The organism is Micromonospora sp. WMMD736, assembly GCF_049179015.1.
Classification (GTDB): domain Bacteria; phylum Actinomycetota; class Actinomycetes; order Mycobacteriales; family Micromonosporaceae; genus Micromonospora.
The window spans coordinates 1,140,765-1,167,734 of sequence record NZ_JBMHMI010000001.1 but is presented as its reverse complement, the minus strand read 5'-3'; the positions used below and the strand labels follow the sequence as shown (position 1 = coordinate 1,167,734).

The following is a 26,970-nucleotide window of genomic DNA, read 5'->3' as shown; positions in this document are numbered from 1 at the left end:
GGTTGTGGCGAGTCGATGGTCGGTTGTTTGCGTCCGAGCCTGCCGCCACGATCTTCTTCCCCGGACCCGCACATCGGTTGTCACGAGGGAGTCGCATGCGCGCGCGGTTGGGGCCCGACTTCGGGTGGCTGTGGTCGGCCTACGCCGTGAGCACCTACGGCACCTGGCTCGCCTTCGGCGCGTTCGGGCTGATCGCGGTCCGGGTGTTGGACGCGTCGGCGTTCGCGGTGTCGCTGCTGGAGGCGGCCGGTCCCGCCATCGCCGCGGTCGTGGCGTTCTCACTCGGGCCGTGGGTCGAGCAGCACGCCAAGCGCCCGGTGATGGTCGCCATGGATCTCGTCCGGTTCATCGCGATGGTCAGCGTCCCGGTCGCGTACGTTCTCGATCTGTTGTCGTACGGTCACCTGCTGGTGGTGTCGATCGTCTCGGCGAGCGCGGGGATCGCGTTCGCCGCGGCGTCCGGCGCGTACCTCAAGCATCTTCTTCGTGGCGACGACCTGCTGGCCGCCAACGGCCGGTTCGAGGGCACGGCCTGGGCGGCGACGGCGGCCGGGCCGCCGCTCGGCGGCGCGCTCGTCGGGCTGCTCGGCCCGGTCGCCACCGTCGGCGTCGACGCCGTCAGCTACCTGCTGTCGGCGTTCGCGGTGCTGCGGGTGCGGGGGAGCGATGTCGCGTCACCCCGCGACCGCACTGGCGGGCTGCGGCCCGGCGACCTTTGGCACGGCTGGCGGATCATCATCGGTGACGGCGTTCTGCGCGGGTTGTTCCTCAACTCGGTCCTGGTCGGGGGCCTCATCATGGCGACCGCGCCGCTGCTGGCCGTGCTCCTGATCGGTCAGTACCACTTCCCGGCATGGCAGTACGGTCTCGCCTTCGGCGTCCCGGCGCTCGGCGGCCTGGTGGGCGCCCGCCTGTCGGCGCGCCTGGTGGCCCGTTACGGCCGGCACCAGGTCATGATCGTCTTCGGGTGGTTGCGTTCGGTCTTCCCACTCGGTCTCGCGTTCGTCCAGCCCGGCGTTCCCGGGCTCCTCACCGTGATCGTCGTCGAAGGACTGTTGATCACCTGCATGGGCGTCTTCAACCCGATCTACGCGACCGAACGACTGCATCGCACCCCGCTCGGCCATGCCGCCCGGGTCCTCAGCACGTGGAGTGCCGTCAGCAGAATCGTCCAGGCGACGCTGGTGGTGATCTGGGGCCTCCTCGCCACCCTCACCAGCCCGCTCGCGGCGATCACCAGCTCCGGCGTTCTCCTGCTCGCCACGCCGCTCCTGCTGCCCGGCCGACGGCTTTATATTCCCAATCGTCGATGTTAACGTTCACGTAACGTCGTCGTCTGCCGGCCGACATCAGCGTCGGCAGCGGCCCGGGGATCGGAGAACGCTCATGACCACATCCGGCAGGGCTCGTCAGGTGCGCTCGCTGGCGGTGACGACGGTGTGCGCGCTCGCCGCCACGGTCGCACCGGTGACTGCCGCGTCGGCGGCCACGACCATCACGGTGGCCGCCGACGGCAGTGGCACCTACCCGACCGTGCAGGCGGCGATCGACAGTGTCCCGGCGAACAATGGCGTTCCGGTCACCATCTCCATCAAACCCGGCACCTACCGGGGCGTGGTCACGATTCCCGCCAACAAGCCCTACCTCACCCTGGTCGGCGCCGGCAGCTCCGCCAGCCAGGTGGTGATCGTCGAAGGGCACGCCTCCGGCCAGACCAAGCCCGGTGGCGGTACGTACGGCACGTCCGGCAGCGCCTCGGTCTTCGTCAACGCCAACGACACCACCATCAGGAACCTGACCATGTCGAACGACTTCGACGAGGCCGCCAACACCCTCGACGCCGAGCAGGCCGTCGCGGTCAACACCTCCGGCGACCGGGTGCAGTTCGACAACGTCCGCGTCCTCGGCAACCAGGACACCCTGCTGGTCAACGCGCCCAGTGTCAGCGCGGTCCGGCGACTCTACGTCCGGAACTCCTACGTGGAGGGCGACGTCGACTTCATCTTCGGCCGGGGCACCATGGTCTTCCAGAGCGGCACCGTGCACTCGCTCACCCGGGGCTCGTCGTCGAACAACGGCTACCTCACCGCCGCGTCCACCGACATCAACAACAAGTTCGGCTTCCTGTTCTGGGGAACCACGCTCACCAGCAACGCGCCCGCGAGGACCGTCTATCTGGGCCGCCCCTGGCACCCCAGCGGCGACGTGAACGCCCGCGGTCAGGTGCTCTACCGGGGCGTCACGATGGGCGCGCACATCCGTACCGACCCCTGGACCGACATGTCCGGCTTCTCGTGGCGGAACGCCCGGTTCGCCGAGTACGGCAGCACCGGCCCTGGCGCGGTCGTCAACGCCAACCGGCCCCAGATGAGCGCCTCCACCGCCACCCAGTACACACCCACCGCCTACCTGGCGGGCACCGACGGCTGGAACCCCATCCGATGACGACCATTCGTACGCTGCGCACCGCGGCCGTAGTCGCGGTCGCCGCCGGGGTGCTCGCCGCCGGTCTGCCGGTGCTCAGCGCCGAGGCCGCGGCCGGCGACGGCACACCGACCGACTCGAACATCAGCTTCGTCGGCCGGTGGAACCGGACGAACCCCTCGGCCTACGTGCCCTACTGGGCCGGCGCGTACCTGCGGGTCGGGTTCACCGGCCGGACGGTGAAGCTCCGACAGCGCAACACCATCCAGCTGTGGGCCAGCATCGACGGTGGGCCGTTCACGTCCTTCACCGGCTCCGGCACGATCAACCTGACACCGACCGCCCTCGCTGCCGGCAACCACACGCTGATCGTCAGCTACCGGCAGGTGGCCGGCTCGTACACCGGTGACGCGGTCTTCCAGGGGCTGCTCCTCGACTCCGGCGCGGCCACGTATCGGCCACCGGTCCGCCCCAAGCTGGTCGAGTTCGTCGGTGACTCGATCACCGCGGGGGCCACCAGCAGTCAACTCGCCGTGACGGACTACGCCTTCAAGGTCGGTGAGCGGCTCGGCTACGACCACACCCAGATCGCGATCGGTGGCATGTGTCTGGCCGAGACGTCCGACGGGTGTTGGGCGCAGTCGACCCGCTACTGGATGTCCTCCGGTGGCCAGGTCGGCACCGACCCGTGGGACTTCTCCCGCTACACCGCCGACGGCGTCGTGATCAACCTGGGCACCAACGACAAGAGTCACGGCGTGAGCGGCACGGCCTTCCAGGCGACGTACACCACCTTCCTCACGAGGATCCGGGCCACGTTCCCGAACGCCACGCTCTTCGCCCTGCGCACGTTCATCGGTCGCTACGCGACGGAGACGGAGGCGGCGGTCCGGGCCCGTAACGCTGCGGGCGATGCCAACGTGTACTACGTCGACACGACCGGCTGGCTGCCGTCCGGCGGCCTCAGCGACTCGGTGCACCCGAACGACGCGGGCCACCAGGCCATCACCGACCGGCTGGCCCCGATCCTCAGCGCCCGACTGAACACGAGCCCGGCCCCGACCACCCCGCCCCCCACTACCCCGCCACCGACGAGCCCCGCGCCGACGACGCCCGCGCCGACCGCTTCTGCAGGCGCGGCCTGCGCGGTCACCTACCGCAAGAGCGGTGACTGGGGTACGGGCGCCCAGTTCGACGTGACGCTCACCAACACCTCCACCGTCGGCGTCGACGGGTGGACGCTGACCTGGTCCCTGCCGGGCGCTCAGCGGATCACGCAGTCCTGGAACGCCACCGTCACCCAGTCCGGCGCGGCGGCCACGGCGGCGAACGTCGCCTGGAACGCGGTGCTTCCGGCCGCCGGCTCGACCAGCTTCGGATTCATCACCGACAGCCCACTCGGCGGAGCGACCGGTTTCGCCCTCAACGGCGTCCCGTGCGCCGCCGCCAGCTGACGGTGAGAGTCCCGACCACGGCAGGAGTGCCCCGATGAAGATTCGCCGATCGCGTCTCGTGCTCCTGGCGGCAACGGTCCCGACCGTCGTGGCCGGTGGGCTCGGCATCGCCACCGCCCAGGCCGCCACCCCGGCATGCGGGGTCGCCTATCGGGTCACCAGCCAGTGGACCGGCGGGTTCGGCGCCGATGTCGTCGTCACCAATTTCGGTGACGCCGTGACTGGTTGGACCCTGGGTTGGAGTCTCGCCCCCGGGCAGGGCGTGACGCAGGCGTGGAACGCCACCGTCACGGTCAGCGGCACGGCGGCCACCGCCACCAACGTGGGCTACAACGGTGCCGTCGGCTCCGGCGCATCGGTCGCCTTCGGCTTCAACGGAACCTGGAGCGGCAGCAACCCCGTGCCGTCGTCGTTCTCGTTCAACGGCACCACCTGTGTCGGTCCACCGGCGGTGACGCCCACCGCGCCGACGCCGTCGCCCACCGCGCCGTCGCCGACATCGACGCCGTCGCCCGCGCCGACACCCTGCACCGGCCCGAGCACGCCGCCGGTCAGCCCGTCCCCGTCACCGACACCCGCGCCGATCAAGGTGTGGATGGCCGGCGACTCCACGATGATGAATGCCAGTTCCTGTCCGATCGGCTGGGGCAGCCAGTTCGGGTCCTACCTCACCTCGAACGTCACCGTGCAGAACAGCGCCGTCGGCGGTCGCAGCATCCAGACGTGGCTGTACGAGGGCAACGTGACCGCCACCAAGAACTCGGCCGGCGAGTGCGTGCTCAGCTCTACCGCCTACAGCGCGCGGTGGTCGGCGATGCTGGACACCGGCAGCGGCTTCAAGGCCGGCGACTATCTGATCATCCAGTTCGGCATCAACGACGGCGACTCGGCCTGCCCGCGACACGTGGGCACCAATCGATTCAAGGACCTGCTCGGCGTGATGGCGACGGCCGCCAAGGCCAGGGGCGTGAAGCCGATCTTCGTCACCCCGGTCGCGGCGATCACCTGTAGCGGCAACACCGCCGTCGGCAATCGCGGGTTCGTCACCGAAACGACGGCGGCGGCCACCGCCAACGGCGTACCCGTCATCGACCTGCACGCGAAGAGCGTGGCGCTCTACAACTCGCTGAGGTTGTGCCCGAACAACGGTGACTACTCGACGGGCGCGGTCGGCGCGTTCTTCTGCAACGACCACACCCACTTCGAGGCCGCCGGGGCCCGACAGATAGCCGGCCTGATCGCCACCGCCCTGCGGGCGCAGAACATCCCGCTCGCCGCGTACCTGAGGTGACCGCCACCCCTGGGTCAACTCTGCTGATAGTTCACGGCGGCGAAGCCGCACGGTTGGTGCAGGTGCAGGTAGTACGCGCCCTCGCCGTACTCGTCCAGGTCGGCGCCAGCGATCAGACCCACGTAATCCATCAGTTCGCCGCAACCGGGGCAGTCGGCGTGCTCGGCGTCCTGGATCCACTCGGGCCGGCCGCCCAGCGTCGATCCTCCCTGGTTCCAGGCGCTGACCTGGTACGGGCTCGTCAGGGCCGGCCCGAGGACCGGCGACAGTGTCGTGGGATCCTCCGGTTCGGGGGCGTCCGGGAGGTAGCTCGGCCGGGAGTTGCCGGCCCACCAGGTGACGTCACCGGTCGGAGTGACGTGGCTGTACAGCGTCGTGTAGCAGGCGCAGAACTGGCAGGTCTCGATCACCAATCGCCCGGACCACCCCGTGTGGGCCAGCGCCGCGGCGATGTCGGCGTCCGCGGTGTCGAGGTCCGCGGCGACCCACAGCGGCGAGGCGCACCAGGGACAGCTGGGCCGATCGCCGCCGGGCGCGGTTGCCCGCATGACCCACCGGTACGCGGTGTCCCCGCACAGGTTACGTCGCCGACCGTCGGAGCCGACCGCCCAGCCGCCCTCGTGCGCGTAGCTGAGCGCATCGACGTACAGCTTGTCCGAACCCGGTGGAGGCTGCGTCGTCCAGCGACGCAGCGCGCTCTCGGCGGACGGGTGGGCACTGTGCGCCAGGACCATGAGCAGGTGGTTGAGCCGGTCGGGCGTTCGGCCGCTGTCGACCTGCTCGATGATCCGACGGACCACGTCGGCGTCCGCCGCGCGGTACAACTTCGCCGGGTACAGCACGTCGAGGTCGAGCAGGAGACTCAGGTGCGGGGTCAGCCTGCGAGGGTCGGCGTCCGCGATCGCGCTCAACTCCTCGATCGCGTCGTCGTCCTCGGTGGCGGCGCGTCTCATCAATTCCTCGATCACCCCAGGATGGTAGCCACGCCGTACCGGGCAAGTCCGAGCTCGTCAGCCGACGCGGACCCGGTTCGGCGGGCGCCGGTACCGCGCCGGGGCTGGGGCGTGGCTCCGCCGTACCCCGGTTGACCCGGCAGCGACGGCGCGTCGCGGCCGTGCCGCCACCGCATCACGCCTTGTCGGGCTCGCCCGCCTCGCGCTCGCCGGTGCCGCACGGTCGGTGGCCACCGAGCCCGCTGCGTCCGGAAGAAACGTTCCGGGACCGACATGCCCGGCCCTTCGTGGCGGACCGTCCGGTCCGCCGAGTACGGTAGCGCCGGGGCTGGCGCGGTCGTCAACGCCGACCGGCCCGAGCTGAGCGCCGCCACCGCCACTTAGTACCCGCCCACCGCCTACCTGGCGGGCAACGACGGCTGGAACCCCATCCGATGACGACGATTCGTTTCCTGCGTACCGCGGCCCTCATCGCAGTCGCCGCCGGAGTGCTCGCCGCGGCTCTGCCGGCCCTCAGCGACGACGAGGTTGTTGCGCTCGGCGACGGCACACCGACCGACTCGAACATCAGCTTCGTCGGCCGGTGGAACCGGACGAACCCCTCGGCCTACGTGCCCTACTGGGCCGGCGCGTACCTGCGGGTCGGGTTCACCGGCCGGACGGTGAAGCTCCGACAGCGCAACACCATCCAGCTGTGGGCCAGCATCGACGGTGGGCCGTTCACGTCCTTCACCGGCTCCGGCATCATCGACCTGACACCGACCGCCCTCGCTGCCGGCAGCCACACGTTGATCGTCAGTTACCGGCAGGTGGACGGCTCTTACGGCGGTGACGCGGTCTTCCAGGGGCTGATCCTGGATTCGGGCGCGGGCACGTTCATGCCGCCGGCCCGCCCCAAGCTGGTCGAGTTCGTCGGTGACTCGATCACCGCGGGTGGCACGAGCAGTCAGCTCGCGGTGACGGACTACGGCTTCAAGGTCGGTGAGCGGCTCGGCTACGACCACACCCAGATCGCGATCGGTGGCATGTGTCTGGCCGAGACGTCCGACGGGTGTTGGGCGCAGTCGACCCGCTACTGGATGTCCTCCGGTGGCCAGGTCGGCACCGACCCGTGGGACTTCTCCCGCTACACCGCCGACGGCGTGGTGATCAACCTGGGGACCAACGACAAGACCCACGGCGTGAGCGCCGCCGACTTCCAGGCGACGTACATCACCTTCCTCACGAGGATCCGGGCCAAATTTCCGAACGCCACGCTCTTCGTCATGCGCACGTTCGCCGGTCGTTACGCCGCCGAGACCGAGGCGGCGGTGCGGGCACGCAACGCCGCGGGTGACGTCAAGGTGTGCTACGTGGACACCACCGGCTGGGTGACGTCCGGCGGTTTGAGCGATTCGGTGCACCCGAACGACGCGGGCCACCAGGCCGTCACCGACCGGCTGGCGCCGATCCTCAGCGCACGACTGACGCCGACTCCGTAGCCGGCTCGTCAGACCAGCGGCGCCTGCGCGGATCGACTGCCGTCGCCGGCCGTGCGCACGCCGTCGGGAGCGGTGATCGGCGCGGTGACGATCCGGCTCGGCAGCACCGGCGCGTCCCGGCCCGTGCCCGGCCGCGCGCCGCCGTCGGCGGACTGTTCGTGGTAGTCCTGCTCCACGTTGACCGACCAGACGTCGTGGGCGCTGCCGGTGACGATGTTCTCCACGGTCAACATCGCGGTGAGCATCGAGTGGTCCTGGTTGTTGTAGCGGTGCATGCCGTTGCGTCCCACCGCGTGCACGTTCGGCACGGCCTCGGCCAGCCACGCCCGGATCACGTCCACGTTGTGCTGGTAACGCTCGTCGTACACCGGATAGGCCTTCGGCATGCGCACGACGTGGCCGGCCTCGACCACTCCCGGGCGGACCAGGCCCAACCGCTCCAGCTCGGCGGTGGCGAGGGCCACCAGGTCGGTGTCCGGGGTACGCCACATCTCGTCGTCCTCGAAGACGAAGTACTCCAGGCCCAGGCAGGTGCGTCCGTCCTTGACGAGGTACGGCGACCAGGAGCCGAAGTTCTGGATGCGGCCCACCCGCACCGCCGGATCGTGCACGTAGATCCAGTTGTCGGGGAACGAGAACTCGGCCGGCACCACCAGCGCGACGGTCAGGAAGTCGCGGTAGCGCAGGTCGGCGGCGCAGGCCAGCACCTGCGGGGGTGCGGGTGGGCGGATCGCGGCGACCAGCTCCGAGATCGGCATCGACGAGATCACGTCGTCGGCCGGCTCGGTACGCTGCCCGCCCACGCCGTTGACCGTCACGCTGATCGCCCGACGTCGTTTCGGGTCGCGGTGCACGGCGGTCACCCAGGTGCCGGTGGACACCTCCCCGCCGCGCTGGCGTACCTGGTCGGCGCAGTGTTCCCACATCATGCCCGGCCCGTACTTCGGGTACTGGAACTCCTCGATCAGGCTTGTCACGTCGGTGCGGCGGCGTCCGGGCAGCACCGCGTTGCGGATCGCCGTGGCCAGCGACAGGTTCTTGATCCGCTGTGCGGCCCAGTCGGCCCGCAGCCGGTCCGCGGGCATACCCCAGACCTTCTCGGTGTACGTCTTGAAGAAGATCGAGTACAGCCGCCAGCCGAACCGGGCCGACACCCAACCCTCGAAGTGGGACTGGTCGCGCGGTGGGCGAACCCGCGCCCGGGCGTACGAGGCGAGGCACCGCACCGCCTCCGGTAGACCCAGGTTGCGCAGCGCGTTCGTCGCGCTCAGCGGATAGTTGAACAGGGCGCCCCGGTAGAAGATCCGGCTCATCCGGGGCCGGGTCAGGAAGTCCTCGTCCGGCAGGATCTCGTGCCAGAACGCCTCCACCCGGGGGACCTTGGTGAAGAACCGGTGCCCGCCGATGTCGAAGCGCCACCCGTCGCGTTCCACGGTGCGGCTGATCCCGCCGACCACCTCGTCGGCCTCGAAGACCCGGACCGGCCGCCCGTGGCGGAGCAACTCGTACGCCGCCGTGAGCCCCGCCGGCCCCGCGCCGATGACCACCGTGCCGTGCTGCTCGCTCATGTCGCCGTACTCCCTGGTTCCGGTCGAGGGGGCCCGCTTACCCGTTATGCCCGGGATGTCACCTGCGGGTCCTGATGGGTTTCTCCTCCGGCGGGGTCCGCCGGGGCGTACAACGGGGAGGGCGGCGGACGGTTCGGCGGACCGGGGGAGCGGGGCGGATGCACCGGTGGCGAGGCGGCCGGCGGCGCGTGGCGGCGCTGGCCGGGGTGGGCGCGCGACTGGTCCACCGGGTGCCGCCGCCCTGGCCGTACCTGATCGGGCTCTTCCTCGGCGCGAAGCTGCTGCTGACCCTGCTCGGCCTGCTGGTCCTGCACGCCTGGGACGGCATCCCCGGCGCGCCGCCGCCGGACGAGGCACTGATGTGGGCGCAGCAGCGGGAGATCTCCGGGCACCGGTGGATCTCCTTCTGGTTCGCCTGGGACGCGCTGCTCTACCTGCGGCTCAGCGAGTTGCCGCTGACCGGGCGACCGTGGGGGGACTTCGGCTTTCCGCTGCTCTACCCCTTCCTCGCCCGGCCGGTCGGTGCGCTGCTGGGCGGCGACAACGCCCTCGCTCTGCTGTTGATCAGCAATGTCGCGTTCCTGGGCGCCCTCGGGTACGGCTACCGACTGGCCGAGCTGCTGCTCGGTGACGGCGACGCGGCTCGTCGATTCACCCGCTACCTGGTGCTCCTGCCGACGGCCTTCCTGTTCCAGGCCGCGCTGACCGAGTCGCTGTTCGTCTGCCTCGCGCTGGCCGCCTTCTACCACGCCGAGCGCCGCCGGTGGCTGCTGGTCGGTGTGCTCGGCTACTTCCTGGCGATGAGCCGGTCTCTCGGGCTGCTCGTCGCCCTGCCGTTGGCGCTGGTGCTGCTGCGCCAGCACGACTGGCGGCTCGGGCCGCGTACCCTGCTCGGCTACCTGCGGACCGGCTGGCCGTTGCTGCTGCTGCCCGCCGGATGGTTCACCTTCATGGCGTTCTGCAAGTGGCGGGGCGGGGACTGGTTCGCCTACCAGCACGCGCAGAAGGTCGGCTGGGGCATCGAGGCGCAGAACCCGGTTCCGGTGGTGCTGGGCGGGCTCGCCGGCGAGCCGCGCGACGCCGCCCGGGTGCTGTTCGCCCTGGTCGTGCTGGCCGTCCTGGCCGCCGGGTTCCGCCGACGGGAACTGCCCTACCTGGTCTACGGCGTGCTCATGGTGGTGGTGCCGCTGTCGCTGGGGTCGGCGGTCTACAAGAGCCTGCTGCGCTACCTACTGGCCGCGTTCCCGGTGGCCCTGGTGCTGGCCCGGTGGGCCCGCCGCGCGAGCGTCGACGTGTGGCTCACGGCGGCGCTCGCCCTCGTGCAGGGCGCGCTGTTCGTGCTCTGGCTCAGCTACTGGACGCACATGATCATTTGATTGGCTACCGGGCCCGGGTGATGCGGGCTCGTACCTGACGGTGGCCCAGTTCGCCGCCCTCCGCACACATCTGCCAGCCTGAGAGCCGGCGAGCCCGCCACCCGTCGTACCCCCGAATGGAGGCCCGATGTTCGCCCTGCCGCTGACCGAGGACGTCGAGCTGCGCACGTTGGACCCCTGGCGGGCCGAGGAGTTCCTCGCCCACCTGGACCGGGCGCGCGAGCACATCCGCCCCTGGGTGTCGCCGACCTTCGTCGCCACCGACCTGCCGTCGGCCCGAGCCGTGTTGCAGCGCTACGCCGACCGCTGGGCGGCCGACTCCGGCGGCATCTGGGGGCTGTGGTGGCGCGGCACGCTTGTCGGCGGCGTGATGTTCGTGTCGTTCGACGTCACGCTGGGCCTGTGCGAGGTCGGCTGCTGGCTCGAGCCGTCCGCCCAGGGCAGGGGCTTCGTCGCCGCCGCGGTCCGGCGGATCGTCGACTGGGCGGTGCGCGAGCGCGGCATCCAGCGCGTCGAGTGGCGGACGAACGCCGCCAACGTCCGCAGCATCGCCCTGGCCCGCCGGCTGGGGTTGCGCCACGACGGCACCCTGCGCCAGGTCTACCCGGGGCCACACGGTCGCATCGACCTGGAGATCTGGTCGGTGCTGGCCGACGAGTGGCGGGCCGCGTCGGCGCCACCGTCACCCACCGTCCACTGACGACGGCGGATTTCTGTCGTACCCGGGCGGCAGCATACATCCATGGCCATCCCCGCGCTCACCCCGCATCCCGACCCGCCGCGCTCCGTGCCGCTGCGCGAGGCGCGCACCCGGTTCAGCCAGCTCGTCGCGTTGGCCGAGCTGACCGACGCGGTCACCGTCGTCACCCGCGACGGCGATCCCCGCCCGGTCGCCGCGATCGTTCCCGCCGCCGCGGCCCGCAGCGCCGCCCAGGCCCGCGCGGACGCCGACCGGCTCGCCGCGGTCACCGCCGGCTGGGCCCGCCGCCTCGACGAGCAGCACCGCCGCAGCAGCCAGCGGCACGCCGCCGAGCTGGGTGCGGTCCGCGCGGCGCTGGCCGAGGTGTGGGCCGAGCTGGACCGCCGGGTCGTTCCGGGCAGCGATCCGACGCTGGCCCGGCTGCGCGCCGCGCACGCCGACCTGCTGGCCGACTGACCGCCGCTCGCCGCGGCCGGTGGCGGCCCGTGCACGGTCCGGCCTCGCCCTGCACACCGGGGCCGGCAGAGGCGGGTGCGGTCCGGCGTCGGCCTGCCCACCGTGCGGCGGCGTCAGCTCGTCGCGGGGTAGGCGTGGGTCTCGGTCGCCTTGACCGCCACCCAGATCCGTTGGCCCGGTATCAGCCGGAGCTGGGCCGCCGCGGCCGGCGTGACGTCGGCGGCCACGCCGATCGGCCCGTCCACCTGCACCCGCACGTTGTCGCCGTGCCGCTGCACGCCGCTCACCGTGCCCGCCCACGTGTTGCGTGGGCTGCCGTCGGGCCGCGCCGGGTGCAGGGCCACCGCCGCCGGGCGGAACGCCACGAACGCATCGCCGTCGAGCCGGTCGGCCACGCTCAGGGTCAACTCCGGCGCGACGCGTACGCCGTGGCCCTCGGCGCGACCCCGGTAGAGGTTCAGCCCGACCAGCCGCGCCACGTAGTCGGTGCGCGGGCGGGCCGTGACGCTCGGACCGTCGCCCTCCTGGACGACGCGCCCGCCCTCGACGATCACCAGGCGGTCGGCCAACGCCAACGCGTCCAGCGGATCGTGGGTGACCAGCACCGTCGCGCCCGGGTGCGCGGCCAGGTGACGGTGCAGCTGCGCGCGGGTCTCCAGGCGGGTACGGGCGTCCAGAGCGGCCAGTGGCTCGTCGAGCAGCAGCAGTGACGGTCCGACGGCCAGCGCGCGGGCCAGCGCCACCCGCTGCGCCTGCCCGCCGGAGAGTTGCCGGGGCTTGCGGTGTGCCTGGTCGGCGAGGCCCACCCGGTCGAGCCAGCTCCGCGCGGTGGCCCGTGCCGCCCGCCGGTCGACGCCGTGCCGGCGCGGCCCGAACGCCACGTTGTGCAACGCGTCGAGGTGCGGAAACAGCAGGTAGTCCTGGAAGACCACACCGATCGGCCGGCGCTCGGTGGGCACCCAGGCCCGGGTCGCCGGCCGGTCCAGGTCGACGCCGTCGAGGGTGACGTGCCCGTCGGTGAGCGGGTGCAGCCCGGCCAGGGCGCGCAGCGCGGTGGTCTTGCCGGCCCCGTTGGGCCCCAGCAGCGCGACGACCTCACCCGGCGCGACCCGCAGCGGTACGTCCAACCGGAAGGCGCCCCGGTCGACGACCAGCCGGGCATCCACCAGCGGCGCGGTCACGGGCTGGTGGTGGGGCGGCAGCACGGGCACGGGCCGGTCGTCGGGCGGCGGCGCGGTCACGGGCTGGCCATCCAGCGGTCGCGCAGCGCGGCCAGGATGCCCACCGAGACGATCAGCAGCACCAGGCTGAGCACGATGGCGGACTCCAGGTCGGTCTCCAGCGCCAGGTAGACGGCCAACGGCATCGTCTGGGTACGCCCGGGATAGTTGCCGGCGAAGGTGATGGTGGCGCCGAACTCGCCGAGCGCCCGCGCCCAACACAGCACCGCGCCAGCGGCGAGGCCGGGTGCCACCAGCGGCAACGTGACATGGGTGAAGGTGGTCCACCGGCTGGCGCCCAGTGTCGCGGCGGCCTCCTCGTAGCGGTGGTCGGCGGCGCGGAGCGCGCCCTCGACGGCGATGACGAGGAACGGCATGGCGACGAACGCTTCGGCCAGCACCACGCCCGCGGTCGTGAACGGCAGGGTGACGCCGAACGTGGCGTCGAGCCAGCCACCGAGCAATCCGCGCCGGCCGAAGACCAGCAGCAGGGCCACGCCGCCGACCACCGGTGGCAGCACCAGCGGCACGGTGACCAGGGCGCGGACCAGCCGGCGGCCGGGAAAGTCGACCCGGGCCAGCAGCCACGCCAGGGGTACCCCGAGCAGGAGACAGAGCAGTGTGGCCAGGGTCGCGGTCTGCACCGACAGGCGCAGCGCCGTCAGCGCCCCCGGCGCGGTGAGCCGCTGGGGCAGCGTCGTCCACGGCGCCCGGACCACCAGCCCGGCCAGTGGCAGGACCAGAAAGAGCAGGCCCAGCCCGGCCGGGATCAGCAACGCCGCCGGCACCCGTGGACGTCGTCGCGACGTGCTGAGCTCGCGGAGCAGGCTCACGACGCCGCCTGGAACCCCGCCTCGGCGAGGACCGCCTGTGCCGGCGTGGAGCGGACGTACGCGACGAAGGCGCGCGCGCCCGCCCGATTCGGCGCGTTCTTCAGCGCGACGATCGGATAGTCGTTGATCGCCCGTGCCGACTCGGGGAACTCGACGCCCGTCACGTCGGCGCTCGCGGCACGGGCGTCGGTGCGGTAGACGAGGGCCGCGTCGACCTCGCCGAGCTTGACCTTGGCCAGCGCGCCCTTGACGTCCTGCTCGAGGGTGACCGGTGTCAGCGCGACGCCGGCCGCGCTCAGGGCGTTACGCGCCGCCGCGCCGCAGGGGACCTGGTCGGCGCAGAGCGCGACCTTCGTCCCCGGGCGGGCGAGGTCGGCGAGGCCGGTCACGCCCTTCGGGTTGCCACTGGGCACCGCGATCACCAGTTGGTTGCGGGCGAAGACGAACGGCGTGCCGTCGGCGTCGCCGGCCTCCGTCACGGTCGCCATGTTCTTCGGCGCGGCCGAGGCGAAGACGTCCGCCGGTGCGCCCTGGGTGATCTGGTTGGCCAGGGCCGAGCTGCCGGCCAGGTTGAGGGTGACGGTGACACCCGGGTTGGCGGCCTCGAAGTCCCTGGCGATGTGGGTGAACGACTCGGTGAGCGAGGCGGCGGCGAACACGGTCACCGTGCCGCTGACCCGACCGTCCCGGGCGTCACCCCCGGCCGCCGGGTCGCCGGCGCGGTCGCAGCCGGCCGCCGCCGACACGGCCACCGCCAGTGCCACCGCGATGAGTCGGACCCGACGCCTCATCCGTTCCCCCTCGCTCCGGCCGGGGTCGTCGGCGCGGCGCGCTCCACCACCACGGTGGTCGACTTGATCACGGCCACGGCGACCGAGCCGACCCGCAGGTCGAGGTCGTCGACCGCCTCGCGGCTCATCAGCGACACCACCCGGAACGGGCCGGCCTGGATGTCGACCTGGGCCATCACCGTGTCCTTGCGGACGTCGACGACGATGCCGCGCAGCCGGTTGCGCGCCGAGGAGAACTCGGCGCCCACGTCCGGGTCGGCGGCCTGCGCCCGGGCGAACGCCGCGAGGTCGACGCCGTCGATGATCCGGTGGCCGTGCTCGTCACGCCCGGCGGGCAGCCGCCCGGCGTCCACCCAGCGGCGGATCGTGTCGGCGCTGACGCCGAGCAGGTCGGCCGCCGCGCCGATCCGGAAGGTCGTCACCGGGTCACCCTAACGGCCGCATCTGCGAGGAGGAAAGGCGGGCCGAGGCCGATTCTGCGTATCGAGGAGACGTTATCGGTGGCAATTGCGAGCCCCGCTCAGGCCCGGGCGTCGTACGTCTCGCGGTTGGCGAACACGTCGTCCATGTGCGTCTCGGCCCAGCCCTTCAGGACCCGCACCACCTCGTGCAGCGAGAGGCCCAGATCGGTGAGCTCGTAGGTGACCGTGACGGGCACGGTCGGCTTCACGGTGCGGGTGATCAGGCCATCCCGTTCCAGCGAGCGCAGTGTCTGCGTGAGCATCTTCTGGCTGACACCGGCGAGCTGACGCGACAGTTCGGAGTAGCGCATCGGCCGGGGTTCGCCGACGCAGTCGGCACCGACTTGCGGCGCGCCTCCGCCACGGAGCGCGGCCAACACCAGAGTCACCCACTTGTCCGCGATCCGGTCCAGCAGCTCGCGGCTCGGACACTGGGCCAGGAACGCGTCGTACTCCGACTTGGCCTGCGCCCTCTTCTGGGCCGCTGTCGCCGTCGCCATCACCTTGCTCCTTCCTGAGGGGAATGCTACGCACTTTGAGGTGCCTACTTTCCGTTAGGAAGTTACTCGCTGATAGTTGGTTCCGGTAACAGTGAGGCACCGGCACCACGGCGGTGCGATGTGAAAGTCAGAGGTACGACGATGGCTTCCCCCTCTCTTCCCGGCGGCACCTGGAGGCTGGGCGACCTGGACGTCACCCGGTTCGGCTACGGCGCCATGCAGCTCGCCGGCCCCTGGGTCATGGGACCGCCGGCCGACCGGGACGGCGCCCTCGCCGTCCTCCGCGAGGCCGTCGACAGCGGTGTCACCCACATCGACACCTCCGAGGCGTACGGGCCGCAGGTCACCAACGAGCTGATCCGGGAGGCGCTGCACCCGTACCCCGAGTCGCTGCACATCGTGACCAAGGTCGGCGCGACCCGCGACGAACAGGGCGGATGGCCCCCGGCCCGCGACCCGCAGAGTCTGCGCCGGGCCGTCCACGCGAACCTGCAGACGCTCGGCCTCGACGTGCTTGACCTGGTGAACCTGCGGCTCGGCAACGCCGAGGGGCCCCAACCCGAGCCGGTGGCGGAGGCGCTGGACGTGCTCGTGGACCTCCAGCGGCAGGGCCTGATCCGGCACCTCGGGGTGAGCAACGCGACGCCGGAGCAGGTCGCCGAGGCGCAGACGATCGCGCCGATCGTGTGCGTGCAGAACAGGTACAACCTCGCGCACCGCCAGGACGACAAGATGATCGACGCGCTCGCCGACCAGGGCGTCGCCTACGTGCCGTTCTTTCCGTTGGGTGGCTTCAGCCCGTTGCAGTCGGCCGTCCTCTCGGCCGTCGCCACGCGGCTGAGGGCGACACCGATGTCCGTCGCCCTCGCCTGGCTGCTGCGGCGGTCGCCGAACATCCTGCTGATCCCCGGCACGTCGTCCGTGGCACACCTGCGCGAGAACATCACGGGCGCGGCACTCGTCCTGTCCGACGACGACCTCGTCGAGCTGGACACGATCGGCCGCTGACCGCGCCGTTGATCGGGGCCCGAGGGGCGCCGCCGGTCCGACGGGTTCGCACCTGCTCGGACGGCGATCGATGCGGTGGGGGCGTCGCGTGCCGCGACACCCCCACCGCACGGCCGGGCCAGCGAGGTCGTCAGCAGTTGCGCAGTTCGGGGGACTGGTTCAGGAGTTGGCCCCGGGTCGAGACGAAGCGGCGGTAACGCTCGCCGTGGACCGCCGACGGGCGGAAGGCGGCGACCCGGTGGCAGTTCTGGAAGGCCAGTCGTACCCCGAAGTGGCGTTCCAGGCCGGAGCGGATCGCGTCGCTCGCCAGCGCCCGGAGCAGTTGCCCCCGGTCGGCGTCGGTGGGCGGCGGGACGACGTTGTCGGCCAGTTCGGTGTCTCCGGCTTCGAGGTCGGCGACGATCCGGCTGACGGTGGCCCAGGCGTACGGCAGGGATTCGCGGACGCAGGCGATGAACGCCTCGTCCTCGACGGGCCCGCGCTCGGCGGCGTCGAGCAGGGCGGGCGGGACGGTGAGCGACATGATTCTCCTCCACATCTCGAAATGACTACCGTTTTCATTAACGGCGTCGACGTGAGCACACCACGTCGTGTGGATGTCGTCAACGGTGGCGCGGCGTGGCGCGCCGGAAACTCCCGGTCAGGGGTGGCGGGGGTGGCCCTTGAGGTGTCGGCCCAGCTCCCGGGCGATCTCGCGGTTGGCGTCGCGCTCGGCGAGGGCCTGCCGTTTGTCCCACGTGCGCTTGCCCTTGGCCAGCGCCAGTTCGACCTTGGCCCACCCGTTGTCGAAGTACATCGACAGCGGCACCAACGTCACCCCGCCCTCGCGGACCTCCTGGAGGATCTTGCCGATCTCGGAGCGGTGCAGCAGCAGCTTGCGGTTTCGGCGGGGCGCGTGGTTGGTCCACGTGCCGTAGCGGTACTCGGCGATGTGCAGCCCGTACAGCATGATCTCGCCGTCGCGCTCGTGCGCGAACGCGTCCACCAGCGACGCCCGCCCCTCGCGCAGCGACTTCACCTCGGTGCCCACCAGCACGATGCCCGCCTCGTACGTGCGCAGCACGGTGTACTCGTGCCGCGCCTTCTTGTTCGACGCGATCAGCCGGCGGTCGGGCTTGCGGGACGGGCTCACCCGGCGACGATATCGGGCCGCCGGCTCAGCGTCCCGTCCGGCGCTCGGTGCGCAGCCGCGCGGCCAGGTCCCGTACCGCCTGCGCGAACTCCTCCTGCGACTCGCACGGCCAGTGCCCGAGGATGGGTGGCGGCACGCTGTCGCTGGGCGGGGGCACCAGCCCCTGCGGGTCGGTCAACCGGCGGTCCACCGCCGCCTCCGGCCCGGCCGGCGGCGCGGTGTCCCCGGTCCGGTGCGGGGCGAAGATCCACCCACCGATCGGGTCGGTGTCGCGCCACAGGTTCACCCAGCGCCAACCGACCCGGTCGCCGATCTCCCGCAGCGCCGACCTGTCGACGTAGGCCGGAAACAGCCGTGAGTACAGCCGACTCAGCGGCGACCCGTAGGTGAGCAGGGCGACCCGGTCGGTGACCCGCCGCGGCAGTTGCAGCAGCGTGGCCGCGAGCAGCACCGAACCGTGACTGTGCCCCGCCAGCAGCACCCCCTCGCCCTGGTCCGCCAGGTAGGTGATCCGCTTGGCCAGCTCGGGCACCGCCCGCTCGGCGTAGCAGGGTGGCGCGAAGGGATGCGCCCCCCGGGGCCAGTAGGTGCCCAGATCCCACAGGACGCCCACGTACCGGCGGAACCCGGCCGTGCGATAGGCGAAGATGCCGCCGATCACGAGCCCGACCAGGATCGCGCCGATGGCGTAGCTGCCGGCCACGATCAGGAAGTTGACGAAGTTGTCGGGCACGCCGAGGTACTCCTCGGACACGTCGCCGGGGTAGATCTGCAACAGGCCGAACAGGCTGGTGGCCAACCCGAGGGCGGCGAGCCCGGCGTAGACCACGGCGAGCGGTTCCAGTCGTTCGGTGAACCGGGCCCGTGCCACCGCCTGCTGGACCTGACGCAGCCGCATCGCCGCCTCGGGCGGCGCGTCCGGAAAGTCGGCGGCCACGATGGCCCGCGCGATCCGCCACCGGCCCCGGCGGGTCACGACCGTGACCAGCGCGCCCACCAGCACCGCCAGCACCACCGCCAGGAAGAAGCCGCAGATCGCCCACTTGTACGCCAGCGGCGGGTCGAAGGCCATCTTCTGCGCGCGCCCACCGTCGCGGTCCAGCACGTCCGCCACCCGGTAGACCAACTCCGCCGAGAACGCCACCGCGAGCCCGGCGGCGATGGTGACGAAGACCGGCGCGCCCAACGCCCGCAGCCGCGGCAGCCGTTGTCCGTCCGGGCGTCGCCCGCCGCCGCGCGCCCAGACGACCACCGCCGCGAGGGCCACCACCAGGACGGTCTGGCTGACGAACAACCACGCCACGGTGGCGCTGTACCCGGGCAGCATTCTGCTCTCCGGCCACGGCTCGCCGCTGGCCATGGTGTACGCGATCACCAGGATCGTGAGACCGAAGGCGATCGTGCGGAGTCCCCGGGTGATGCGCTCCAGCGGGGGCACCCTGCTGGTCCGGTCCATGCCGCTCACCTGGGTCAGCAGGACCAGACAGGCGACCAGCACGACGACCGTCGCCACGGCCAGCGCCGTCCGGACCCACGAGGAGTTGTCGCTGTCCCAGGCGGCCAGCAGACTGCCGTCCAGCGTGGCGAACGCGGCCGCGACGTGCACCGAGCGCAGACGGCCCACGACCGGACTGCCGTCCCACTGACCGACCGCGCTCAACTGCTGCACCGAGGTCTCCTGCACCGCGCCCGTGCGAAAGGCGTCGAACGAGTGGCTCGGCCGCGCGCCCAGCCACCACACGATCCCGATGGCGGCGACCGGCACCAGGGCCAACACGCCCAGGCGTACGCCGGGTGGACGCCCGCCGAGCCAGGACAGCCAGCTCCGGCCGGCCACGCAGGCGGCGTCGCCCATGCAGCGCCAGGCGATGAGGTCCACCGCCACCCCGACGATGGAGAGCACGTAGAGCGCCGTGAGGGTCAGTGCCAGCATCCGACACAGGGCGACGATGGCGTGTTTCGCGGACGGGCTCCCCGGGCGCATCCAGAGCGCCACGTTGCAGAGCATGAACGGCAACAGGAACACCAGCGACAGCGTCCGTACGGCCGTCCCGGAGGGCAGGTCGTTCCAGCGGTACGCCTCCAGCGTCACCCCGTCCGTGCCGGTCGAGTCCGGGTAGCCCGGGCGGGGGCGGTAGAACCCGCCGCTGCGGTCGCCGGCCACCTGGTGCACGAACGGCCGGTTGAGCACCCGGTCGGCGCCCGCACCTGACACACCGTGCACCCGCAGCTCCACGATCCGACCCGTCGTCGGTTCGGTCGGCGACGCGTCCGGCATGGGCCCCCCGCAGGTGTGTGACAGCCAGCGGTCGACGGCGCCGGCCGCCCGCGGCGGTGCCGCTTACCCGTCCCGAGCCGTGTCACGCCTCGCGACGCTGCCCACCGGTGGTGCGGCGGCGCCCCGCGAGGTGGTTCTATTGGCGCCATGGCAAACCCGGTGATCCTGACCGTCGACGACGATCCCGCGGTGTCCCGGGCGGTGGCCCGGGACATCCGGCGCCGCTACGGCGACCGCTACCGGGTGCTGCGCGCCGCCTCCGGGCCGGAGGCGCTGGACGCGCTGCGGGAGGTCAAGTTGCGCGGTGAGCAGGTGGCGTTGCTGCTGGCCGACCACCGGATGCCGGAGATGACCGGCGTCGAGTTCCTCGAGGCCGCCATGGACATCTTCCCGGCGGCCCGCCGGGTGCTGCTCACCGCGTACGCGGACACCGACGCGGCGATCGAGGCGATCAATGTGGTGGACCTGGACCACTACCTGCTCAAGCCGTGGCACCCGCCGGAGGAGAAGCTGTACCCGGTCGTCGACGGGCTCCTGGAGGCCTGGTCGGTGACCCCGGACGCCACGAGCGCCGAGATCCGCGTGGTCGGGCACCGCTGGTCGGCGCCGTCGTTCAAGGTCCGTGACTTCCTGGCCCGCAACCTCGTGCCGTACCGCTGGTTGCTCTCGGACGACCCGGAGGGCGCCCGGCTGCTCGACGCGGCCGGGGCCACCGAGGCGGACGTACCCCTGGTGGTGACCGCCGACGGTAAGGCGCTGGTGGCCCCCGGCGAGGCCGAACTGGCCGCGCTGGCCGGGCTGACCGTGGTGCCGGCGTCCGACTTCTACGACCTCGTGGTGATCGGCGGCGGCCCGGCGGGCCTGGGCTCGGCGGTGTACGGCGCGTCCGAGGGGTTGCGGACCGTGCTCGTCGAGCGGCGGGCCACCGGCGGGCAGGCCGGGCAGAGCAGCCGGATCGAGAACTACCTGGGCTTCCCGGACGGCGTCTCCGGCGCGCAGTTGACCGACCGGGCCCGCCGGCAGGCGGTGAAGTTCGGCGCGGAGCTGCTCAGCGCCCGCGAGGTCGTCGGCCTGAGCGAGGCCGGCGGCGCGCGGCTGCTGCGTTTCGGCGACGGCAGCGAGATCGCCGCGCACACGGTGGTGCTGGCGACGGGCGTGTCCTACCGGGTGCTCGACGCCCCCGGGCTGGCCGACTTCACGGGTCGGGGGGTGTTCTACGGTGCCGCCGCCACCGAGGCGCCGAGCTGTGTCGACCAGGACGTCTACATCGTGGGTGGGGCGAACTCGGCCGGTCAGGCGGCCGTGCACTTCTCCCGGTACGCCGCCCGCGTCCACCTGCTGATCCGGGGCGCGGACCTGACCGCGTCGATGTCGAGCTACCTGATCGACCAGTTGGCGCGCATCGACCGGATCACCGTGCACCCGCACACAGCCGTGGTCGGCGCGGCCGGTGACGACCACCTGGAACGGCTCACCCTCTGCGACACGCGCACCGGGGAGAGTCGCACGGTCGACACCTCCTGGCTGTTCATCTTCATCGGCGCCGAACCCCGCACCGACTGGCTGGACGGGGTGCTCGTGCGGGACGGTCGCGGCTTCATCGTCACCGGCCCGGACCTGCTGGCCGGTGGGCGACGCCCGGCCGGCTGGTCGTTGTCCCGCGACCCGTACCACCTGGAGACCAGTGTGCCGGGGGTGTTCGCCGCCGGTGACGTGCGCGCCGAGTCGGTCAAGCGGGTCGCCTCGGCCGTCGGCGAGGGCGCGATGGCCGTGTCGCTCGTGCACCGCTACCTGGAGGCTCAGTGAGCGCGAGGAGTGAGCCGGTTTTGCGAGCCCCGCAGTCGCGAACAAAGGAGGATCTGTGACCACCCCGTCGGAGCGATTGACGCCGGCCCAGCTACGTGAGCTGTTCCTGTTCGAGGCCCTCGACGACGCTCAGCTCGACTGGTTGAGCGAGCACGGCCGGGTGGAGCAGCGTGCCGGTGGCACCCTCGTGTACGGCGAGGGCGAGCCCGCCACCTGCTTCTTCGTGCTGCTGCGCGGCGCGGTGGCGCTGAGCCGGCAGGTCCGCGGCGACGACGTCGAGGTCAGCCGCACCGACCAGCGCGGCGTGTACGGCGGGGCCACCCAGGCGTACCTGGGCGACCAGGTCGAGCAGACGTACCGCAACAGCCTGCGCGCGCTCGTCGACGCGGACTTCTTCGTGTTGCCGGCGGAGGACTTCGCGCACGCCCTGCGGTCCTGGTTCCCGATGCCGATGCACCTGTTGGAGGGGTTGTTCTTCGGCATGCGGGACAGCCAGACCATCGTGGGCGAGCGGGAGCGGCTGCTGGCGCTCGGCTCGCTCTCGGCGGGCCTGACCCACGAGCTGAACAACCCGGCCGCCGCTGCGGTGCGGGCCACGTCGGTGCTGCGGGACCGGGTCGCGGGGATGCGGCACAAGCTCGCCATGATCGCCGACGGGCGGCTCGACGGCCGGGCGCTGCACGGCCTGGTCGCTCTGCAGGAGGAGGCGGTCGCCCGGGTGGCGACCGCGCCGAAGCTGACCCCGGTCGCTACCGCCGACGCCGAGGACACCCTCAGCGACTGGCTGGAGGATCACGGCGTGGGCGGCGCGTGGGACCTGGCGCCCATCCTGGTCGCCGGGGGTCTGGACGCGGCGTGGCTCGCCCAGGTGAAGGCGGCGGTCGGCCCGGCGGACCTGGAGGCCGCGGTGCGGTGGCTGTCGTACACGGTCGACACCGAACTGTTGATGCGCGAGATCGGCGACGCGGTGACCCGGATCTCGGGCCTGGTGGGCGCGGCCAAGCAGTACTCCCAGATCGACCGCGCGCCGCACCGGGTCGTGGACGTACACGACCTGCTCGACGCCACGCTGGTCATGTTCAAGGGCAAGATCCCCGCCGAGGTCAAGCTGGTCCGCGAGTACGACCGGAGCCTGCCGCCGATCCCGGCGTACGCGGCGGAGCTGAACCAGGTGTGGACCAACCTCGTCGACAACGCGCTGGGCGCGATGGGGGAGAAGGGCGTGCTGACCGTCCGCACCGGACGGGCCGGCGACCTGTTGGCGGTGGAGATCACCGACACCGGTCCCGGCATCCCGCCGGAGGTGCGCCCGCGCATCTTCGAACCGTTCTTCACCACGAAGCCGGTCGGGGCGGGCACCGGGTTGGGGTTGGACATCTCGTACCGGATCGTGGTCAACAAGCACCACGGCGACATCCGGGTGGAGACCGAGCCCGGGCGGACCACCTTCCGGGTCCTGCTGCCGATCACGGAGGAAGCGGCGGCGTTGCCCTGACACGCCGACTACCTGGAGACATCGAGTGGTTGCGGGCAGTAGTGTCGGGCGGCGTCCGTGCTTCCCGCCCCCCGAGGAGCGTCCGTGGACTCGATCGCCCGCCCGCGTACCGCGACCCACGATGACCAGCCGCACGACCCTCCCGACGACGGCTCGGTGCTGCCGGAGCTGGAGGACGCCGTCTGGATGCACCACGCGCACACCTTCGCGCACACCAGCTTCTGGGCGGTGGCCCGCCGGCTGCCGAGGCTGGTCCGGGAGGCGGTGGCCCTGGCCTGGGCCACCAACCGCGCGGACACGGTCGCCTCGATCGGCCTGAACGTCGCCGCCGGGGTGATGACCACCTTCGGCCTGCTCGCCACGACCGGCGTACTACGGGAACTCTTCGCCGCCGGTCCCACCCCGGACCGGGTACGCGCCGCCCTGCCGGCGCTGATCGTGGCCGCGACGGCGGTCTCGGCGCGCGGCGGCCTGACGATCGCCGCCGGATGGGCCCAGGCCCGGCTCACCCCACAGATCAACTACCAGGTGGAGCTACGGCTGTTCGAGGCCACCACGGCGGTGGACCTGGCCGCGTTCGACGACGCCGGGTTCGCCGAGGAGATGGACCGCGTCCGCGACCGGGGGATGGGCGAGGCGGCGTGGATCGTCGACCACACCGTCAACCTGGTCACCGGGGTGGTCGGGATGCTCGCCACCGCCGTCGCGGTGACCGTCATCCAGCCGCTGCTGCTGCCGTGCCTGCTGCTCGCGGCGGTGCCCCAGGCGGTCACGGCCGTACGGATGGCCCGCCGGGAGTACCTGGCGACGCTGGCCCGGATCACCCGTCGGCGGCGCATGTGGATGCTCGCCCACCTGATGGCCAACCGGCACACCGCCGCCGAGGTGCGCGCCTACCAGATGCGCGAGTTCCTGCTCGCCGAGTACCGGGGCGTGATGGCCGTCGAGACCCGTGCCCAACTGCGGCTGGTCCGCTCGCAGACCGGCACCCGCGTCGCCGGCGCCACCGTGGCGGGCCTGGCCACGTTCGGCGTGTACGCGGTGCTCGGCGGCCTGCTGCTCGCCGGCATGGTCGCCCTCGCCGCCGCGGCCACCGCCCTGCTCGCCCTCCAGTCCGCCCGGACCAGCCTGGGCGTCGCGGTCGTCGCCACCAACTCGCTGTACGAGGACGCGCTCTACTACCAGGACTACCGGGACTTCCTCACCCGGGCGCAGGGCCGGGTGCCCGTCGGCGGTAGCCGGACGGCCGCCGGCGTCGAGGCGATCGACCTGCACGAGGTGAGCCTGCGCTACCCCGACACCGACGCGCCCGCGGTGGACCGGGTCAGCCTGACGATCAGACGCGGCGAGGTGGTGGCGCTGGTCGGTGAGAACGGCTCCGGCAAGACCACCCTGGCCAAGCTGATCGCCGGGCTCTACCAGCCGACCGGTGGGACCATCCGCTGGGACGGCGTCGACGCCGCCGAACTGGATCCGCGCGCGCTGGGCGCGCAGGTCGCGGTGATGACGCAGGAGTACTGGAAGTTCCCGTTCACCGCCGGGCAGAACATCCGGGTGGGCCGGCACGACCGTACGCCCGACCGGCCCGGCCCCAGCGTGCAGGAGGCGGCCGACGCGGCCGCCGCCCACGACATGATCGTGGGGCTGCCGCACGGCTACGACACCCTGCTCGACCGGGAGTTCAAGAACGGCCACGAGCTGTCCGGCGGACAGTGGCAGCGGCTGGTCGCCGCGCGTGGCCTCTACCGGGACGCCGCCCTGCTGATCTGCGACGAACCGTCGGCGGCTCTGGACGCCCGCGCCGAACACGCCCTGTTCCAGCACCTGCGTCGCCGGCCGGACCGGGCGGTCGTCCTGATCACCCACCGGCTGGCCAACGTCCGGCACGCCGACCGGATCTTCGTGATGGACCAGGGCCGCCTCGTCCAGCAGGGCAACCACGACGAGTTGATGGCGGCCGGCGGCCTCTACCGCGAGCTGTTCGAGCTACAGGCCAGCGGCTACCGCGCCCACACCGACGAAGCCCACCACCCCTGACCCCCACCCCGCACTGCTCACCCCCGCGATCTTGCACTTTCGGTGGTCGACTTCTGTGGAACGCCCGCTATGTCGCCACAGAAAGTGCAAGATCGCCGGGGCCGGGCCCGAGGCCGGGCCCCGGGGGTGGTGGTCAGGCGTGCTGGGGTGGGGTGAGGACGTCGGCCAGGACGCGGGTGTGGGTGGAGAACGCCAGCTGGACCGGCTCGGTGAGGACCAACCACTCGGTCGCCTCCTCGGTGGGCCGCGACGGTGGCAGATCCTCGACGGCACGCTCCGGCAACACCCCGAAGATCATCATGGTGCCGCCCTGCGGTGCGCCCCGCACGGCGAGGAGCCGGGCGTCGCGGGCGTCCGCGACCAGCCCGGTCTCCTCCCACAGTTCACGCACGAGCGCGTCGGACCACTCCTCGCCGTACTCGATGAAACCGCCGGGCAGCGCGAGCAGCCCGAGGGCCGGCTCGATGGCCCGGCGGACGACCACCACGCCCCGGCCGGCGGCCGTGCGGACCGGGAGCACCGCCACCGCGACGGGCAGCGGGTTACGCCAGACGGTCTCGCCGCAGGCCGCGCAGACCCGCGGCCATCCGGCCGTCGCCGGGTAGGCGGCGCCGCAGTAGGAGCAGTGCGAGTACGGCGTACCGGTCATGCCGCAGCACGTTACCCGCCGGCTGCGCTCACTCGATCGGCGTGCCGGTGTAGAACGCGGTGGTGCGCTCGGCGGCGGCCTTGGCCTCGTCGGGGTCGGTGCCGGCGGCGATGCTCGCCTCGCACCACAGGTGGCTGCTCAGCTCCATGGCCCGTCGTCCCTCGGCCGAGGTGACCCACGCGGCGCTCTCCTCCGGGCGGACGCCGACGCCGCCGGAGAGGTACGTGGCGAGGCCGAGCAGGCCCAGGTCCCAGCCGACACCGACGGCACCCGGGCCGAACTGGGCCCACCGGTCCTGGTCGACGTGCGCGATGTGATCCAGGTCGAGGCGGGCCCGATCGTCGCCGACCGGCGTGACCCGTACCTCGATCCAGCTCACCTCGCCGCCCATCTCCCAGGTCGCGGTGAAGCGGTGCGGGGGTTCGCAGGTTTCGATGGTGCCGCCCGCGTTGCCCTCGAGCTGGTACGTGCCGTGCAGCCGCAGGTCGCCGCTGATCGGCAGGAACCAGCGGGGGATGCGCTCGGCGTTGGTGCAGGCGTCCCACAGGTCCTCGGCCGTCGCCTGGTAGGTCTGGCTGAGCGTGGCGACCCGGGCCTCACCGGCGGCCAGGGTGCGGCTGCCGACCTGCCGCTGCACGGCGTTGATCTGCTCGGTGGCGTCGAACATCAAAGGTTCCTCTCGTCGGGTGGGTCGGCGGGCCCGCGCAGGCGACGTTCGCGTCGGCCCCGGGCCAGTTCGGTGGCGAGCGCCGCCAGGGGTGGCGCCCAGAACCGGCGGAAGTGCTCCAACCAGCCGTCGACCTCGCGCAGCGGGCGTGGGTCGACCGCGTAGAGCCGTCGGGTGCCGTCCGGGCGCACGGTGGCGAAGCCGTTGTCCCGCAACACCTTGAGGTGCTGGGACACGGCGGGCTGGGAGATGCCGAACTCGTCGCGGATGACCGCGCTGACCGCGCCCGCGCTCTGCTCGCCGTCGGCGAGCAGTTCCAGGATGCGGCGCCGGACCGGATCGCCCAGCACGTCGAAGGCGTGCACGGCGACAGTTGTATCACTGCTGGCT

Annotated in this window: 25 protein-coding genes; 12 read left to right on the top strand and 13 right to left on the bottom strand. The window is 72.1% G+C overall.

Annotated features, from left to right (window positions below; translation table 11 throughout):
- Positions 1–95 precede the first annotated feature (95 nt).
- The 4 genes from ACN269_RS05180 to ACN269_RS05165 all read left to right on the top strand — a co-directional run bounded on the left by ACN269_RS05180 (position 96) and on the right by ACN269_RS05165 (position 5,169).
- Complete coding sequence (locus ACN269_RS05180; RefSeq protein ID WP_421471287.1) at positions 96–1,316, top strand: MFS transporter; 1,221 nt, start codon at positions 96–98, stop codon at positions 1,314–1,316.
- A 70-nt stretch (positions 1,317–1,386) separates the two neighbouring features.
- Positions 1,387–2,445 carry a pectinesterase family protein gene (locus tag ACN269_RS05175; RefSeq protein WP_421471286.1) on the top strand — a complete coding sequence of 353 codons (1,059 nt, stop codon included), beginning with the start codon at positions 1,387–1,389 and terminating at the stop codon, positions 2,443–2,445.
- Positions 2,442–3,878 carry a cellulose binding domain-containing protein gene (locus ACN269_RS05170; protein ID WP_421471285.1) on the top strand — a complete coding sequence of 479 codons (1,437 nt, stop codon included), beginning with the start codon at positions 2,442–2,444 and terminating at the stop codon, positions 3,876–3,878. Before ACN269_RS05175 ends, ACN269_RS05170 begins: the two co-directional genes overlap by 4 nt.
- 34 nt (positions 3,879–3,912) lie before the next feature.
- Positions 3,913–5,169: a cellulose binding domain-containing protein gene (locus ACN269_RS05165; protein ID WP_421471284.1), complete on the top strand. Its 1,257-nt coding sequence runs from the start codon at positions 3,913–3,915 to the stop codon at positions 5,167–5,169.
- A gap of 14 nt (positions 5,170–5,183) precedes the next feature.
- Here ACN269_RS05165 and ACN269_RS05160 read toward each other — a convergent pair whose 3' ends face one another.
- Positions 5,184–6,137 (bottom strand): hypothetical protein, encoded by a 954-nt coding sequence (locus ACN269_RS05160; protein ID WP_421471283.1) that lies wholly within the window; start codon positions 6,135–6,137, stop codon positions 5,184–5,186.
- Between the two features lie 419 nt (positions 6,138–6,556).
- On the opposite strand from ACN269_RS05160, the gene ACN269_RS05155 reads away from it, so the two are divergent.
- The gene (locus ACN269_RS05155; protein ID WP_421471282.1) at positions 6,557–7,603 is read left to right on the top strand and encodes a GDSL-type esterase/lipase family protein; all 1,047 of its coding nucleotides are present in this window, start codon (positions 6,557–6,559) and stop codon (positions 7,601–7,603) included.
- An 8-nt stretch (positions 7,604–7,611) separates the two neighbouring features.
- On the opposite strand, the gene ACN269_RS05150 is transcribed toward ACN269_RS05155, so the two are convergent.
- The gene (locus ACN269_RS05150; protein ID WP_421471281.1) at positions 7,612–9,171 is read right to left on the bottom strand and encodes an NAD(P)/FAD-dependent oxidoreductase; all 1,560 of its coding nucleotides are present in this window, start codon (positions 9,169–9,171) and stop codon (positions 7,612–7,614) included.
- 158 nt (positions 9,172–9,329) lie between these two features.
- Here ACN269_RS05150 and ACN269_RS05145 point away from each other — a divergent pair, with 158 nt between their 5' ends.
- The 3 genes from ACN269_RS05145 to ACN269_RS05135 all read left to right on the top strand — a co-directional run bounded on the left by ACN269_RS05145 (position 9,330) and on the right by ACN269_RS05135 (position 11,703).
- Positions 9,330–10,547: a hypothetical protein gene (locus ACN269_RS05145; RefSeq protein ID WP_421471280.1), complete on the top strand. Its 1,218-nt coding sequence runs from the start codon at positions 9,330–9,332 to the stop codon at positions 10,545–10,547.
- 127 nt (positions 10,548–10,674) lie between these two features.
- Positions 10,675–11,247, top strand: coding sequence for a GNAT family N-acetyltransferase (locus ACN269_RS05140; protein WP_421471279.1), 573 nt, complete (start codon positions 10,675–10,677; stop codon positions 11,245–11,247).
- A 42-nt stretch (positions 11,248–11,289) separates the two neighbouring features.
- Positions 11,290–11,703 (top strand): type II toxin-antitoxin system prevent-host-death family antitoxin, encoded by a 414-nt coding sequence (locus ACN269_RS05135; protein ID WP_357169751.1) that lies wholly within the window; start codon positions 11,290–11,292, stop codon positions 11,701–11,703.
- Between the two features lie 113 nt (positions 11,704–11,816).
- Here the strand turns inward: ACN269_RS05135 and ACN269_RS05130 are convergent, their stop codons facing one another.
- From ACN269_RS05130 to ACN269_RS05110, 5 genes are all read right to left on the bottom strand, one after another.
- Positions 11,817–12,884, bottom strand: a complete 1,068-nt coding sequence (locus ACN269_RS05130) for an ABC transporter ATP-binding protein (RefSeq protein WP_421476201.1) — start codon at positions 12,882–12,884, stop codon at positions 11,817–11,819.
- A 56-nt stretch (positions 12,885–12,940) separates the two neighbouring features.
- Positions 12,941–13,756: a molybdate ABC transporter permease subunit gene (gene modB / locus ACN269_RS05125; protein WP_421471278.1), complete on the bottom strand. Its 816-nt coding sequence runs from the start codon at positions 13,754–13,756 to the stop codon at positions 12,941–12,943.
- Positions 13,753–14,547, bottom strand: a complete 795-nt coding sequence (gene modA, locus ACN269_RS05120) for a molybdate ABC transporter substrate-binding protein (protein ID WP_421471277.1) — start codon at positions 14,545–14,547, stop codon at positions 13,753–13,755. The genes modB and modA overlap by 4 nt, the downstream gene beginning before the upstream one ends.
- Positions 14,544–14,969: a TOBE domain-containing protein gene (locus ACN269_RS05115; protein WP_421471276.1), complete on the bottom strand. Its 426-nt coding sequence runs from the start codon at positions 14,967–14,969 to the stop codon at positions 14,544–14,546. The genes modA and ACN269_RS05115 overlap by 4 nt, the downstream gene beginning before the upstream one ends.
- Positions 14,970–15,067: 98 nt before the next feature.
- Positions 15,068–15,508 (bottom strand): winged helix-turn-helix transcriptional regulator, encoded by a 441-nt coding sequence (locus tag ACN269_RS05110; RefSeq protein WP_421471275.1) that lies wholly within the window; start codon positions 15,506–15,508, stop codon positions 15,068–15,070.
- 141 nt (positions 15,509–15,649) lie between these two features.
- On the opposite strand from ACN269_RS05110, the gene ACN269_RS05105 reads away from it, so the two are divergent.
- The gene (locus tag ACN269_RS05105; RefSeq protein WP_421471274.1) at positions 15,650–16,516 is read left to right on the top strand and encodes an aldo/keto reductase family oxidoreductase; all 867 of its coding nucleotides are present in this window, start codon (positions 15,650–15,652) and stop codon (positions 16,514–16,516) included.
- A gap of 130 nt (positions 16,517–16,646) precedes the next feature.
- Here the strand turns inward: ACN269_RS05105 and ACN269_RS05100 are convergent, their stop codons facing one another.
- The 3 genes from ACN269_RS05100 to ACN269_RS05090 all read right to left on the bottom strand — a co-directional run bounded on the left by ACN269_RS05100 (position 16,647) and on the right by ACN269_RS05090 (position 19,926).
- Positions 16,647–17,039, bottom strand: coding sequence for an SCO5389 family protein (locus ACN269_RS05100; RefSeq protein ID WP_421471273.1), 393 nt, complete (start codon positions 17,037–17,039; stop codon positions 16,647–16,649).
- Positions 17,040–17,156: 117 nt separating this feature from the next.
- Positions 17,157–17,648 (bottom strand): SsrA-binding protein SmpB, encoded by a 492-nt coding sequence (gene smpB, locus ACN269_RS05095; RefSeq protein WP_421471272.1) that lies wholly within the window; start codon positions 17,646–17,648, stop codon positions 17,157–17,159.
- 25 nt (positions 17,649–17,673) lie between these two features.
- Positions 17,674–19,926 (bottom strand): hypothetical protein, encoded by a 2,253-nt coding sequence (locus ACN269_RS05090; protein ID WP_421471271.1) that lies wholly within the window; start codon positions 19,924–19,926, stop codon positions 17,674–17,676.
- 147 nt (positions 19,927–20,073) lie between these two features.
- Here ACN269_RS05090 and ACN269_RS05085 point away from each other — a divergent pair, with 147 nt between their 5' ends.
- The 3 genes from ACN269_RS05085 (at position 20,074) to ACN269_RS05075 (ending at position 25,264) form a co-directional block, all read left to right on the top strand.
- Entirely contained in the window at positions 20,074–21,732 is a 1,659-nt protein-coding gene (locus ACN269_RS05085; RefSeq protein WP_421471270.1) for an FAD-dependent oxidoreductase, read from the top strand.
- A 55-nt stretch (positions 21,733–21,787) separates the two neighbouring features.
- Complete coding sequence (locus ACN269_RS05080; RefSeq protein ID WP_421471269.1) at positions 21,788–23,227, top strand: ATP-binding protein; 1,440 nt, start codon at positions 21,788–21,790, stop codon at positions 23,225–23,227.
- An 84-nt stretch (positions 23,228–23,311) separates the two neighbouring features.
- Positions 23,312–25,264 carry an ABC transporter ATP-binding protein gene (locus tag ACN269_RS05075; protein WP_421471268.1) on the top strand — a complete coding sequence of 651 codons (1,953 nt, stop codon included), beginning with the start codon at positions 23,312–23,314 and terminating at the stop codon, positions 25,262–25,264.
- Positions 25,265–25,397: 133 nt separating this feature from the next.
- On the opposite strand, the gene ACN269_RS05070 is transcribed toward ACN269_RS05075, so the two are convergent.
- From ACN269_RS05070 to ACN269_RS05060, 3 genes are read right to left on the bottom strand one after another with little or no spacing between them, the layout of a single operon-like run.
- On the bottom strand, positions 25,398–25,913 hold the full coding sequence (locus tag ACN269_RS05070; RefSeq protein WP_421471267.1) for an NUDIX domain-containing protein: 516 nt from the start codon (positions 25,911–25,913) through the stop codon (positions 25,398–25,400).
- 28 nt (positions 25,914–25,941) lie between these two features.
- Positions 25,942–26,580 carry an SRPBCC family protein gene (locus ACN269_RS05065; protein WP_421471266.1) on the bottom strand — a complete coding sequence of 213 codons (639 nt, stop codon included), beginning with the start codon at positions 26,578–26,580 and terminating at the stop codon, positions 25,942–25,944.
- Positions 26,580–26,945, bottom strand: a complete 366-nt coding sequence (locus ACN269_RS05060) for an ArsR/SmtB family transcription factor (protein ID WP_421471265.1) — start codon at positions 26,943–26,945, stop codon at positions 26,580–26,582. Before ACN269_RS05060 ends, ACN269_RS05065 begins: the two co-directional genes overlap by 1 nt.
- Positions 26,946–26,970: the final 25 nt, after the last annotated feature.